The sequence below is a fragment of the Acinetobacter lwoffii genome (genome assembly GCF_022967985.1).
Lineage (GTDB): Bacteria > Pseudomonadota > Gammaproteobacteria > Pseudomonadales > Moraxellaceae > Acinetobacter.
Genome location: NZ_JALJVC010000001.1, coordinates 112205 through 125244, shown reverse-complemented (window position 1 = coordinate 125244; position 13040 = coordinate 112205). Strand labels below are relative to the sequence as shown.

General features: G+C 44.7%; 11 protein-coding genes and 3 pseudogenes. 3 read left to right on the top strand and 11 right to left on the bottom strand.

What is annotated here, in order from left to right:
* Positions 1-179: 179 nt before the first annotated feature.
* From MWG72_RS00585 to eat, 4 genes and pseudogenes are all read right to left on the bottom strand, one after another.
* Positions 180-512, bottom strand: a complete 333-nt coding sequence (locus tag MWG72_RS00585) for a hypothetical protein (RefSeq protein ID WP_247143026.1) — start codon at positions 510-512, stop codon at positions 180-182.
* A gap of 138 nt (positions 513-650) precedes the next feature.
* A complete protein-coding gene (gene eutC / locus MWG72_RS00580; RefSeq protein WP_005247876.1) occupies positions 651-1466 on the bottom strand; it encodes an ethanolamine ammonia-lyase subunit EutC in 816 nt (271 codons plus the stop codon).
* Between the two features lie 9 nt (positions 1467-1475).
* A pseudogene (locus tag MWG72_RS00575) lies at positions 1476-2852 on the bottom strand (ethanolamine ammonia-lyase subunit EutB).
* Between the two features lie 25 nt (positions 2853-2877).
* Positions 2878-4318: pseudogene (eat, locus tag MWG72_RS00570) on the bottom strand (ethanolamine permease).
* Positions 4319-4467: 149 nt separating this feature from the next.
* Here eat and MWG72_RS00565 point away from each other — a divergent pair.
* Positions 4468-4890 (top strand): hypothetical protein, encoded by a 423-nt coding sequence (locus MWG72_RS00565; protein ID WP_180086381.1) that lies wholly within the window; start codon positions 4468-4470, stop codon positions 4888-4890.
* Between the two features lie 109 nt (positions 4891-4999).
* Positions 5000-5362 (top strand): annotated as a pseudogene (locus tag MWG72_RS00560) (transposase domain-containing protein); the annotation flags it as partial.
* Positions 5363-5536: 174 nt separating this feature from the next.
* Here the strand turns inward: MWG72_RS00560 and MWG72_RS00555 are convergent.
* The gene (locus tag MWG72_RS00555; protein WP_004280760.1) at positions 5537-6298 is read right to left on the bottom strand and encodes a ferredoxin--NADP reductase; all 762 of its coding nucleotides are present in this window, start codon (positions 6296-6298) and stop codon (positions 5537-5539) included.
* Between the two features lie 85 nt (positions 6299-6383).
* On the opposite strand from MWG72_RS00555, the gene gigC reads away from it, so the two are divergent.
* A complete protein-coding gene (gigC, locus tag MWG72_RS00550) occupies positions 6384-7262 on the top strand; it encodes a LysR family transcriptional regulator GigC (RefSeq protein ID WP_247143025.1) in 879 nt (292 codons plus the stop codon).
* Between the two features lie 32 nt (positions 7263-7294).
* On the opposite strand, the gene MWG72_RS00545 is transcribed toward gigC, so the two are convergent.
* The 6 genes from MWG72_RS00545 to nuoM form a co-directional block, all read right to left on the bottom strand.
* On the bottom strand, positions 7295-8029 hold the full coding sequence (locus tag MWG72_RS00545) for a cold shock domain-containing protein (RefSeq protein WP_247143024.1): 735 nt from the start codon (positions 8027-8029) through the stop codon (positions 7295-7297).
* Positions 8030-8188: 159 nt separating this feature from the next.
* Complete coding sequence (locus tag MWG72_RS00540) at positions 8189-8548, bottom strand: hypothetical protein (RefSeq protein WP_247143023.1); 360 nt, start codon at positions 8546-8548, stop codon at positions 8189-8191.
* Positions 8549-8740: 192 nt separating this feature from the next.
* Positions 8741-9034, bottom strand: coding sequence for a cold shock domain-containing protein (locus MWG72_RS00535; protein ID WP_004732065.1), 294 nt, complete (start codon positions 9032-9034; stop codon positions 8741-8743).
* Positions 9035-9118: 84 nt separating this feature from the next.
* On the bottom strand, positions 9119-9754 hold the full coding sequence (upp, locus tag MWG72_RS00530; RefSeq protein WP_004280765.1) for a uracil phosphoribosyltransferase: 636 nt from the start codon (positions 9752-9754) through the stop codon (positions 9119-9121).
* 123 nt (positions 9755-9877) lie between these two features.
* Complete coding sequence (nuoN, locus tag MWG72_RS00525; protein ID WP_005247890.1) at positions 9878-11422, bottom strand: NADH-quinone oxidoreductase subunit NuoN; 1545 nt, start codon at positions 11420-11422, stop codon at positions 9878-9880.
* 3 nt (positions 11423-11425) lie between these two features.
* The gene (gene nuoM / locus MWG72_RS00520) at positions 11426-13039 is read right to left on the bottom strand and encodes an NADH-quinone oxidoreductase subunit M (protein ID WP_247143022.1); all 1614 of its coding nucleotides are present in this window, start codon (positions 13037-13039) and stop codon (positions 11426-11428) included.
* Between the last annotated feature and the right edge of the window lies 1 nt (position 13040).

Below are 13040 nucleotides of genomic sequence, written 5' to 3'. Positions count from 1 at the left end.
TAAGCTATTTATCTGAAATCGGGGGCATCTCCCTGAAACAATCAGCCCCTTCTTTTTCCGGATTCATATTAGATTTGATGTTTTCAGGCTCAAGCCAGGTAGATGGCACTACCTTAAAACATCACCATCCATTGCAAAAAAGCCCCAGTGGTTCACTAGAGCTTTTCAGGTATTTTCAGTTATTGAGTCGCCTGTCCATCAGTCGCAGTTGCTGTTGCTTCTGTGCCATCACCCACGGTTGCTGTAGCTTCCGTTCCATCATTCATGGTGGCGGTGCCTTGTGTAGGCTCACCGACTGGAGTTGAATTATTTGGGGTAGCAGGCTGTACATTCGGATTTGGATGTCCTGTAGGAGCATCATTCGCATCTGGATTCATGTCAGCAAACATATAGAACAGTAGTGCGAGTAAAAAAATACCGACCAAAATCAAGATATAAACAGGGATACGCTTTTTCTGCGTCACGTCTGCCTGATGATTTAAAGGTGGTTTTTTATTGAAATCATCGACCATAACCATCCTCACTCTTTGTTATTCATAAGTAGATTTTTAGAATAACAAGCTGTGAATAGGGCTTCTGTGACAAAACATGGTGAGATGGTGACGGGATGTAAGTCACTAATCCATCAGAATTCTCTGCTAGATGCTACTTTAAAATAGCCGTTTGGCTGGGCTATGTTGCATATCGACTGGGGTTTCGTGTTCATCTTTCAACTGCACCCCTGAAAGCTGTAACTCACAGGATTTACGCATCAATGCGACCAGTCGCTGGATAGCTAGTGGATAGGCCAAGCCCGCAGAACGGACATTGGAAATACAGTTGCGCAAGGCATCATGACACCCTTTAAAAGCATTATAAGTGTAATAAATTCCCATACTATCGGGTGAGCTCAAACCCGGCCGTTCGCCAATTAGCATGACCAGCATTTTCGCCTGTAAAATTTCTGCCAATTCATCACCCAGTGCCACACGACTGCCACGGGCAATCACTAAGGGGGCAATCTGCCAGCCTTGTTCTTTGCATGCCTCTAGCAAGGCCGGAATAAAATGCAGGCTATTTTCCTCAATGGCACGTGCTGATAGTCCATCTCCCAGCACAATGGCTACATCCCAATGTTGCTGATGTTCGGCCCGGTATTGCTGCAATATCGTTTTGGACTGTTCTGAAAGCACACGCCCAAGATCGGGACGTTTAAGATAAAGATCTTTCTCTACCGCCTGGCTTTCAATTTCCAGAATAGGCAGTCCCGTTTTAGCTAAGCCAGATTTTAAGAATTCAACATCAAGTGGCTTCAGTACCGCATCTTTAGCTTGCGCATGTGCCAACTGAAATTCCAGACTTGGTCGAGTCGGCAAGCTGCCCCCAGTTCGACCTAAGGCAATCCGTGCATCAGTAAAGGCTTTTAATTTCTGCCAGGGATTATCCTGTAATTGGGACTCAAATTTCACATCGGCAATCAGTTTCATAGTACTTCCTCAAGACAGGATTAGACGTGAAAATTGCTTCGGCAACTCTGTTGGCCAGTGCAGCTGATTAGACTGTTGCCCCAAAATTCCCTGATGCTCCAGCCAGTAGTCAAATTCGGGTGCCGGTTTTAATCCCAGTAATTGCCGGATGTAGAGCGCATCATGAAAGGAGGTCGTCTGATAGTTCAACATCACGTCATCTGAACCGGGAATACCCATGATAAAATTCAATCCGGCATTGGCAAGCAAGGTCAGCAGTATATCCTGATCGGCATCGGCATGATTGGTGTAGCAAATATCACAGCCCATTGGCACACCGAGCAGCTTGCCACAGAAATGATCTTCCAGCCCGGCCCGGATAATCTGCTTGCCGTTATACAGATATTCTGGCCCGATAAAGCCGACTACAGTATTGACCAGCAAGGGATTAAACTTACGCGCCACGGCGTAGGCACGCGCTTCCAGGGTCTGTTGATCCACGCCATGATGGCCATTGCTGGATAAGGCACTGCCCTGTCCGGTTTCAAAATACATGACATTTTGGCCCACTGTGCCGCGTTGCAGGCTTAAGGCAGCTTCATAGCCTTCCTGCAGCAGCGCCAGATTGATACCGAAACCAGTATTGGCTGTTTAGGTTCCCGCAATGGACTGGAACATCAGATCAATCGGAACATTTTTATTTGCCAGCTGAATGCCAGAAGTAATATGGGTCAAAACACAAGATTGAGTCGGAATCTCATATTCCTGAATGACATGATCGAGCAGTTTGAGCAGCTCAGTCAAATTCTGCAGATTATCTGTGGCCGGATTAATCCCGATCACGGCATCACCATTGCCATACATTAGTCCATCCAGAATCGAAGCTGAAATGCCTATCAGATCATCAGTCGGGTGGTTCGGCTGCAAGCGGGTAGAAAGATGCCCTGCCAGCCCGATGGTATTTCTGAACCGAGTCACTACTCGGCATTTTTTTGCCACCAGAATCAGATCCTGATTGCGCATGATTTTACTAACCGCTGCGACCATTTCTGGAATCAGGCCCATTTTTAAAGCAGCAAGTTTTTCTGTGGTGGCATCTGCACTCAGCAGCCAGTTACGAAAATCCCCCACAGTAAAATGCGAGATCGGATAAAAAGCATCGGCATCATGTTCATCCATAATCAGGCGGGTGATTTCACCCGCCTCATAAGGAATCACAGCTTCATGCAAAAACTGCTGTAACGGTACTTCTGCCAGACACATTTGTGCAGCGATACGCTCGGTTGCATCCACGGCCGCAATCCCTGCCAGCTGATCACCAGAACGTTCAGGGGTAGCCTTGGCCAATAAGGTTTTTAAATCCTCAAAGACATAATGCTGACTGGCCACATTGATCTGATACAGCATAAGCGTATTCTCCCTGCAAGATGGTTTAATTCAATTCCTTTTCTGCTGCCTCGATACGCGCAAATTCTTCTTCCGGCGTACCGGCCACCAGATGATGACGGCTATACAGCAAGAAATAGAGAATCAGTGCCACGTAAATGGCAGCTGCCATTAGCCAGACTTTTGGATCGACCAAGAAGCCTGCGACCACTGCAATGGCTGCAAGCACTAAAGCAATCAATGCTGTGGCAATGCCGCCCGGTGCCTGATAAGGACGTGCCAGATTTGGTCTGGATAACTTAAGTTTGATATATGACATCATCAAAACATAGGAAATCGTAGCACCAAAGACCGCCATCAGAATCAGCAGATCACCTTCACCTGAAAGGGATAGCAGGAATCCAATAATGCCCGGAATAATAATGGCCAAATAAGGTGCATGATTGCTGTTGGTTAAAGAGAGTTTTTTCGGTAAATAACCGGCACGTGAGAGTGCAAAAATTTGACGGGAATAGGCATAAATAATCGAGAAGAAACTGGCGATCAGACCTGCCAGCCCGACAAAATTCAAAAAACTCGCCATCCAGGTATTGGCACCATAGACTGCCACCAAGGCGTCCACCAGCGGTACACCAGAATCTTTAAGCGTATCTGCACCTGCTGCGCCAGGACCGAGCAACAAGATACTCAGGGCAAAGAATGCCAGAATCAGCATGGAACCAATCAGACCACGCGGTAATGATTTGGCTGGCTCTTTGGCTTCCTCGGCTGCCAGCGGCACCCCTTCAACTGCCAGAAAAAATCAGATCGCATAAGGCACTGCTGCCCAGATGCCCAGATAACCCAATGGCAGGAAACTGCTTGCACCCGCAGTTCAGTATTGACCGCAATATCAAACAGGTTTGCACTATTAAAATGAGGCAACATGCCAAAGATGAACACCATTAAGGCGACCGCAGCAATTGCGGTAATCACGAACATGATCTTGAGTGCTTCACCAGCACCTTTCAGATGCAAGCCCATAAAAACCAGATAGCTCACCAGATAAATGATCCAGCCGCCAATACCAAACAAGGCTTCGCAATAGGCACCAATGAAACAGGCAATTGCTGCCGGAGCAATGGCATATTCAATCAGGATGGCACTCCCGGTCAGATAGCCGCCAAAGGGACCAAAAGCAGTACGAGCAAAACTGTAACCCCCACCTGCAGTCGGCAGCATGGTCGACATTTCGGACATGGCCAGACACATACACAGATACATAAATGCCACTACAATGGTCGCAATAAACATGCCTCCCCAACCCGCCTGTGCCAGACCAAAATTCCAGCCAGCGAAGTCACCGGAAATTACGTAAGCTACTCCCAGACTGACGAGAAGCAGCCAACACCTACGGCGCCTTTCTTGAGCTGGCGCAAGGCAAAATAATCTTCCTGTACTTCTGTTTCAGTCACACTGGTATCAATCACACTTTTTGACTCTGACATAGCAACCTCGTTGTTTTTATCATTGTTCCCTGAAGATATGCATAAGCCATACCAGTTCCGCAGGCTTTAGTGAAGACGGTTGAGACGCTGCCTTTCAGCGCTGAAATGCGTTATAATTATCCACCTTCTCATTTATACACCCGAGTTATATGGCGTATCGTCAACAAAGTGTATCGCTTGATCTTGATACTGACGTCACACATCAATGCATGCTGCACTACAGCCGCGATCAGCATCTGATTGGAATTATTGAATTTAGTAAGCCAAGCTTCCTGCTTCGCTGGCAGGATCTGGAATATTTCCGTCGTCGTACCGAAGAATTTTCCGTGATGCCTTTTCCGGACTGTATCAATGCGATGATTATCGATATTCGAGATGTAACGGCATGGCTGGATAATGAAGTGCCGATTATTCCATGGCGTTTACTGGAAGAAGACTGTCCAGTGCGCCTGGTGGTGCCTGCAGACCGTATTGAGCACTATGCCGGATTTTTTGAACCGACCTGGCTCAGTCCCGATGTCGAAACCGCCATTCAGGAAATCCGTGAATCAATGGATATGTTTGTGCATTAAGCTTGAATCGAAAAAACCTCCGCAATGGGCAATGCTGTTTACTTAAGCATTTGAATCATTTTGGAATTCATTAGAGAATCCGATGTCAGGTTTGGCATCGGATTTTTTTATGGTATTTCATCAGGATATTTTAGATCTTAACAATCTGTTTAAGCTCTCGAATCTGAGTACTTTTATTCACAATATCCCCGTTGAGTGGGTCAAGTCCACACTCAGGTTGAGCAGTCCCGCGACTATTCGCAGGCGGTGCTTGCCTGCGGATCAAGTACTTTGGCTGGTTCTTGGAATGGCGATTTTCCGTGATGTCCTCATCCATGAAGCAGCAAGAAGACTCAATATTTGCACTCAGTGGTTAGCCTCTTATGACTTGCTGACGCGCATTAGTCTAACCAATACACGTAAACATCTTGGTGCAGATTCTGTGGAGTGGCTATTTCACCAGACCGATCAGCACTGGGGACAAGAGCATTATCCGGCTGGGCTGTCGGAACTTAGACAGGGATAGGTAGTTTGTTTTAGAGAGGCCTACAAGGCTTCGGAGAGTCAAAATGTTAAAAAACCGTTATCCCTTAGATCACAATGCCGCTCCTGTTAAAGGAACCGCATTGCCTTCAAGCAGGGGGTTTTGCTCATAAATCCTTCAACCTTACCAGTAATTCTCGACCGCAATATTTCCTTCACCACGACGGTTCATGGTCAGGCCACGAGCTTTTAAGGCTTCTTTGGTATCATCGACCATATCCGGGTTACCACAAAGCATGACATGCGTCGTTTCCGGATTAAACGCGATACCTGCTGCCTTTTCCAGCTCACCATTGGCAATCAAAATCGGTAAACGGTCGTGCAAAGGTGCATCAGGCTCACGGGTAATAATCGGGATAAACTTAAAACCGGTATGTCCTTCACCAAAGGTCTCGGCGATTTCCTGAATCCGGTCTACATAAGCGAGTTCTGCCCGGGTGCGCACACTATAAACCAGATTGATTTTTTCGTATTTGCTCCAGGTTTCAAAGTCTTGCAACATACAAATAAACGGTGCCAGCCCCGTGCCGGTACCCAGTAACCACAAGTCTTTAGGCAAAGGCAATTGATAACGTGCCAGAGTCAGATAACCATAAGGAATTTTTTCCAGATGCAGCTCATCCCCTACTTTGAGGTGCTGTAAATTGGAAGTAAATTTACCTTCTGGAACGACAATCGAGAAAAACTCCAGAGTTTCATCAAAAGGAGATGACACTACCGAATAGGCACGAACCACTAGTTCATCCCCCACTTGTAAACCAATACGCGCAAACTGCCCTGCAGTGAATTTGAAATGTGCCGGGCGTGTCATCGTAAAACTAAATAATGTATTGGTCCAACGGTGTACAGATAAAACTTTTTCTCGGGTAAATTTTTCAATTGACATGATTTCAACGTGGCATGAAAGACTGTGCTCATGGTAGCATGGCAACATAATTTATTAATATTTTTTAAATGTTAAGGCTCTACTCATGCGCATGACTTTACGCCAATTGGCTGTTTTTGTAGCAGTGGCACAAGAGGGTACCGTAACGAAGGCTAGCGATGCCGTCAAGCTTACACAAAGTGCGGCTAGTATGGCTTTAGCAGATCTGGAAGATGGTCTGGGTGCTCCACTATTTGACCGTCTAGGCAAACGTTTACAGCTAAATGACCTAGGGCGCTTTCTTCTCCCTCAAGCCCTGGAAATTTTAGGTCGTTGTGAATCTTTTGAACAAGTCGCTAAAGGTGAGCTTCAAAGTATCGATTTACGTTTGGGTGCAACCCTGACGATCTCAGATTACCTGATTCCTGACCTGATGGCCGATTTCTTGAAAATCAAGCCGCAAGCACATTTACAGCTTCAAGTCGGTAATACCCGTCAAATGATTGAAGCGGTGAATCAGTTCCAGCTGGATCTGGCCCTGATCGAAGGATCTTGTCATCTGCCACAATTGCAATGTATCCATTGGCGTGATGATGAGCTGGCTGTGTGCTGTGCGCCAGACCACCCTCTTGCGCAATCGAACCGTGAACTAACCGCTGAAGATTTCAAATCTGTAGAATGGATTTTGCGTGAAGAAGGTTCAGGTACCCGTGAGGTGTTTGACCATGCCATCTTGAAAGATGTACCAGATGCCAATATCCGTCTAACACTCGGTCATAATGAAGCGATTTTAAAAATTGTAGCGGGCGGAATCGGTATGTCCTGTATTTCCAAACTTGCGATTGAGCCTTTACGTGAAAAAGGTCAATTGGTGATTCTGGATACACCATTCTGGTCGCTGACTCGTCCGCTGTTCATGCTGGTACATCGCCAGAAATATCAGGGTCCAGGTCTGAGAGCCTTTATGAATTTTTGTGAAAGCTAAAATATTATAAGCACCTTCAGGTGCTTTTTTATTTATCGACGATATCCAAATTGATCCTCACATGGAATACCATCGCCATCACCATCCATTTTCGTACCTGAACAATTTCTAATAAAGAACACCGCTTCTTCATAGGAATTCATTTGAGGACAACGTGTACGACCATCACATTTAAATTGAGATACAGGTTGCGAAGCCATTTCTGAAGTTTTCAGATTAACGGGGGCACTTTGGCTTCTTAACTCAGTGCCTTGATTTTCCAGGTTCTTCCTGCCCTGCTCAGATAATCCTTGCATAGGTAGATCACCTTGCGCTGCTCGCTGCTCAGCGACAATTCGTTGCTGTTCTACCATCAGTTCCTCAAGCTTTTGCTGTTTTTGAGCCTGGTAGCTTTGGTATTTGTTATAAACAAGAACAGCAAGAATCAAAATAATCACCAGTCCTGATATTGTGATTATTTTTGATATCGTTAATGACTTTGTCTTTTCATAACGTGGAGAAGCTTTGCTTTCAATATCTCCATGTAGATCATTGTGTTGCGTAACAGGCGCTTCTTGCTTAATATCCAAGCGAACAATATGCTCTGCCTTAAATTTTCCATTATCTTCTACAATTAAAAACTTTAATTTTTCCCCAATTTTTGGCGGAATATTTTTATTGGGAAAGTCTTTGACATGGAAAAATAAATCTTTGGATTGCCCTTCGATCTGAATAAAACCAAAACCACGATCTTCGTTATAGGTTTTGATTTTCCCCTCTTGAAACATAATTCGCTCTTATCTTTAATATTTTTTATGATTGTAATCAAAAAGAGACTGAAAAGCTTTTGTCAAATTCTCTAAAGCAGAAACAAAAAACTAGAAGTTTTTTTATGACAGAAGAATAGATCCCTAGTTAAAAGTAAAAAAAGAAAATTTCTTTTTTATTTATACTTCGCCAAAAATCATAAAGCCAACAGCTGATGCCAATGCCAGCCATAGGGTCGGACTAAAGAAAATTGAATTACGTACCGGAACAGACACTGTAGGTGCCAAGGATTGCAAGGCGACGACTTCTGGCATAAATTCATCCTGCACTTTAATATCCAGACGTACCATGTTGTCTAAGGTCATGCTTTCTTGGTGGGGAATGATTCTAAATTTAAGCCGATCTCCAATTTGTGGCTCAATTTCAGGCGAAGGTAAATCCTGTAACTTGAAACTTAACTCTTGAGCTTCCCCTACCAACTCCAAAGTACCCATACCACGTTCGGAATCGTAAGTTTTAATTTTTCCATCCCTAAACATGACACTTTTCTCTATAGACTTCATTTAATTTGTATTCTAAGCCCAAGGAAATGTTCAGCATTGTTGCTGTTCGGTGGATTTTTTATGTGTTATCTGTCTCTTTAAATATGTAAGCGGTGGTGCTATAAAAAAAGAGGCTCGAAAGCCTCTTTTTAAATGTGATTAAAAAAGATTAATTATGAGAATAATCCATTAACCACGGAAGTTATTTAACAATGCCGATGTAATTGATTTATTGTGTGTTGCCACTTTGGTTTTTTTAGCTTTCTTTGAGTTGTCTTCGACACGTTCAATCTTGATCGCTTTGTACTTATCGCCATTTTCAACAACATTAAATTTCACGCGTTCATTACGTTTTGGCTCGCCTTCTGCCGCAGGGAAGTCTGAAATATGGAAGAATACATCTCCCTCAGCGCAGCCAATAAAACCGAAACCTTTGGCAGGGTCATACTGTTTGATTTTGCCCTGATACAATTCATCTTTCATGCTATTGTCCTATCCTGAAAATGCCCTGTCTACATTATATAAAAAAGAGGCTGTAGTAGCCCCTTTTTTCATCATATTCAAAAATTAGTCTTTTTGAACTGAACCAAAGATTTTATCCCCAGCATCGCCAAGACCTGGAACGATATAACCATTTTCATTTAAACCATTATCGATAGAAGCCGTAAAAATCACGACATCCGGATGCGTAGCTTCTACGCGCTTAATGCCTTCTGGTGCAGCAACCAGAACCATCACACGAATGTCTTTACAGCCGCTGGCTTTCAGTACATCAATTGCAGCCACTAAAGAAGAACCTGTCGCCAACATTGGATCAATGATCATCGCGATACGGTTTTGTACGTCTGGAACCAGTTTTTTATAATAGGTACGTGCTTCCAGAGTTTCTTCATCACGCTCTAAACCAAGTACCGATACTTTTGCACTTGGAATCAGGTTCAGGAAACCGTCGAGCATGCCAATACCGGCACGTAGAATTGGCACAACCGTGATTTTTTTACCCGCAATACGGTCAACTGTAACAGCACCATTCCAGCCATCAATGTCATGTTCAACCATTGGCAGGTCTTTAGTTGCTTCATAAGTTAGAAGCATGGTCACTTCTTGAGCTAACTCACGGAAATTCTTGGTACTGATATCTGCACGACGGAGTAAACCAAGCTTATGTCGAATGAGTGGATGACGGATTTCATGGATTGCCACGGGAGAACACCTAAAAGGTTAAAGATAAATTTCCGCTATTATAAAGGCTTTTATTGATTTGTATAAATAAAAAAGCCCCCAATCATGGAGGCTTTTTTGTAATAACGTCAATCTTTGCAGATATTAGTTAAAACCACTTTGAACCAAAGTGAAAATGAACTGTTGCAATTCAGGTGACATGGCAAAGAATGCATATTTAGATACTGCAATCACTGGATCTGGGTAGACACCAATCACAAGTACCGCAAGCGCAGCAAGAAGTACCATGATACCACCCACTTTTTGGCCCCAATGATTCACCGCATCTAGACGTGGTGTTTCAGGTGGTGTCATGTAAAGCACAACCATCACACGCAGGTAGTAGTACAGACCGATACCAGAACCCAAGATGACCATCGCAGTCAGGAACCAGGCTTCGCCTGCAACCGCAGTTTTTATCACCAGGAACTTACCGATAAAGCCGGCAGTTAATGGAATACCTGCAAGAGACAGCATCATCACCGTCAATACAGCAGTCAATACTGGACGGCGCCAGAACAGACCACGGTATTCAGCCAGACTACCCGCTTCATCCGTATTGTTATACGGACTAGACATCAGCGTAACAACACCGAACGCACCGATCGTGGTTAATACATAGGTAATCACGTAGACGTTTACACTTTCAAAAGTCGCGAAACCTTGAACCTGTAAGAAATCCGTATTACGTGAACTTACGATGGCAACCAGCAAATAACCAAAGTGTGCAATTGAAGAGTATGCCAAGATACGTTTCAAGTTCACCTGGCGAACCGCCAGCAAGTTACCTGCAAGGATAGACAGAACCGCAATAATCGAAATGATGGTGACGAAGCTGTCTGCCAAAATTAAACCTGAAGACAATGCATAACGAACAAAAAGACCAATCATCGCCACTTTTGCAACTGTCGCAAGGAAAGTCGCGATTGGCGCTGGTGCACCAGCGTATACGTCTGGTGTCCATTTGTGGAATGGTGCAAGCGATAATTTAAATGCCACAGCAAATACAATTAAAGCCAGACCAATCACGACAGCCGGTTGACTGAATACGGTAAACAGTTTGCCTGGTTCAGCAACGAAACTTAAAGTACCTGTATATGCATAAATATATGCCATACCCATGAGCAGCATTGCAGACGCAGTTGCTGAAAGCACCAGATATTTCACACCCGCTTCAAGCGATTGAGAACGTTGATGTGTATATGCCAACAAGCCATATACAGGAATCGACATTAACTCAAGGCTAATAAAGAATGATGCATAGTGTGAGCTAGCTACCATTAGCATAGCACCCGCAACGGATGTCAGCATCAGGATATACAGCTCTTCACGGTTATCTTTATAGGTTTCGATATACGCGTGAGATAGCGTTGCACATGCAAGTGCAGCAACCAGGATCACAAACTGGTACAGCATCGTAAATGGATCTACGATGAACAGATTCATCACGTTGGCAGGTGCAAATACGCCCGCCAACAAAACGAAAATGATATAGAACGCAGCAAGGTTTAAACCAATCACCGTGGTGGTAGCCACTAGGTTATGGTTACGCTTGATTGCGGTCAGCAACATCACGACGATCGCAGTTAACGACACGATCATCACAGGTGCTAGAGGCATAAGCTCAGAAAAAGACATTGTGAAGTTCATGGCTTATTGGATCTCCACATTTTCAAGTTGAGTCGTTACTTGATCAGCAACTTCAACCACTTCTTGAACTGGAATGTAGCTATTCGCTAACCACGCCATGCTTGAGTTAGAAACGTCAAGGAAGCTTTGTGGATATAGACCAAGCCAAAGTAGACCAAACGCACAGATCAACAATAATGCGATTTCACGTGCATTTAGATCTTTTAACGGATTTGTATAGTGCTGCTGTTGTGCTTCATTTGGTACACCAAACAAGGCTTTGTGAATCAGGATCAGACCGTACAGACCTGCAAATACCAAGCTGATTGCCGCAAGAATGGTAAACGCCGGAAATTTCGCATAAGCACCCATCAGGATCAGGAACTCACCAATGAAGTTACCTAGACCTGGAATACCAACCAACGCCGCAACGAAGAACATCAGGAAGAATGCAAGATACGGGAATTGACCACGCATACCACCCATCAAACGCATATCACGCGTATGCACACGCTCATATACCTGACCACACATAATGAACAGTGCAGCAGATGAAATACCATGTGCCAACATCATGATCATCAGACCTTGGAAGGTCAGGATGTTACCTGCGTAGATCGCAAGTAAAACGAAGCCCATGTGTGAAATAGAGGTATAAGCCAACAGGCGTTTCATGTCGGTTTGCTGGAAAGCACACCAAGCACCGTAGAAAATACCGATTAAACCAAGAATGATTGCGAAGTCTGCAAACTGTGCAGACGCTGCCGGGAAGAACGGAATCACGAAACGTAATAAACCGTACGCCGCAGTCTTAATCAAGATACCTGCAAGATCGACAGAACCCGCTGTTGGTGCTTGCGCATGCGCATCTGGTAACCAGCCGTGTAATGGGAAAACTGGAAGTTTTACCGCAAAACCGATGAATAAACAGATCATGAATGCATAAGCCACCGCTGGCGCCTGAGCGTCAAGCGTATTCGCCACACCTAATAGATAGTTGTAGTCGAAACGGATTTCGCCAGTCATGGTATAGCCCACAGTCACCAGACCAAGGATACCAATCAGCATCACCAAACCGGCAACCTGCGTGTAAATGAAGAACTTGTTAGCTGCATAAACACGTGACTTGCCTTCTGCCCCTTTATGACCCCAAAGGGCAATCAGGAAGTAGATCGGTACCAGCATCATCTCCCAGAAGAAGAAGAACAGGAACAGGTCAATCGCAAGGAAGACACCGATGACGCCACCCAACGACCATAAAAGGTTCAAGTGGAAGAAACCAACGTTCTTTTGAATCTCGCCCCATGAACAGCCTACTGCCAGCACACCCAGGAGTGCAGTCAAGCCAACCATAAGAAGTGATAAACCATCCACTGCCAAGTGAATGTTAATGCCTAGAGTTTGAATCCAAGGCAATTTGAATTCGGCAGCCCACGAAGGTGCAGCACCGCCTAATTCATAGTTATAAGTACCAGTCTGCCAAAGGACGATGGTCAAAACCAAGGTCACCAGCATACCGATCAGCGCGATATAACGCGGCAAGTGTTGGTCGAGTTTATCGACCAACCAGCATATGAAACCTGCAATGAACGGAATGAGGATCAGAGCCGGCAAAATAATATTGTTTGGAGCTTCCATT

Excerpts from the sequence above, each read along its gene's own strand:
- MWG72_RS00585 (WP_247143026.1), bottom strand. The coding sequence starts at position 512 with ATGGTCGATGATTTCAATAAAAAACCACCTTTAAATCATCAGGCAGAC.
- eutC (WP_005247876.1), bottom strand. The coding sequence starts at position 1,466 with ATGAAACTGATTGCCGATGTGAAATTTGAGTCCCAATTACAGGATAAT.
- MWG72_RS00565 (WP_180086381.1), top strand. The coding sequence starts at position 4,468 with ATGGCGTATCGTCAACAAAGTGTATCGCTTGATCTTGATACTGACGTC.
- MWG72_RS00555 (WP_004280760.1), bottom strand. The coding sequence starts at position 6,298 with ATGTCAATTGAAAAATTTACCCGAGAAAAAGTTTTATCTGTACACCGT.
- gigC (WP_247143025.1), top strand. The coding sequence starts at position 6,384 with ATGCGCATGACTTTACGCCAATTGGCTGTTTTTGTAGCAGTGGCACAA.
- MWG72_RS00545 (WP_247143024.1), bottom strand. The coding sequence starts at position 8,029 with ATGTTTCAAGAGGGGAAAATCAAAACCTATAACGAAGATCGTGGTTTT.
- MWG72_RS00540 (WP_247143023.1), bottom strand. The coding sequence starts at position 8,548 with ATGTTTAGGGATGGAAAAATTAAAACTTACGATTCCGAACGTGGTATG.
- MWG72_RS00535 (WP_004732065.1), bottom strand. The coding sequence starts at position 9,034 with ATGAAAGATGAATTGTATCAGGGCAAAATCAAACAGTATGACCCTGCC.
- nuoN (WP_005247890.1), bottom strand. The coding sequence starts at position 11,422 with ATGAACTTCACAATGTCTTTTTCTGAGCTTATGCCTCTAGCACCTGTG.
- nuoM (WP_247143022.1), bottom strand. The coding sequence starts at position 13,039 with ATGGAAGCTCCAAACAATATTATTTTGCCGGCTCTGATCCTCATTCCG.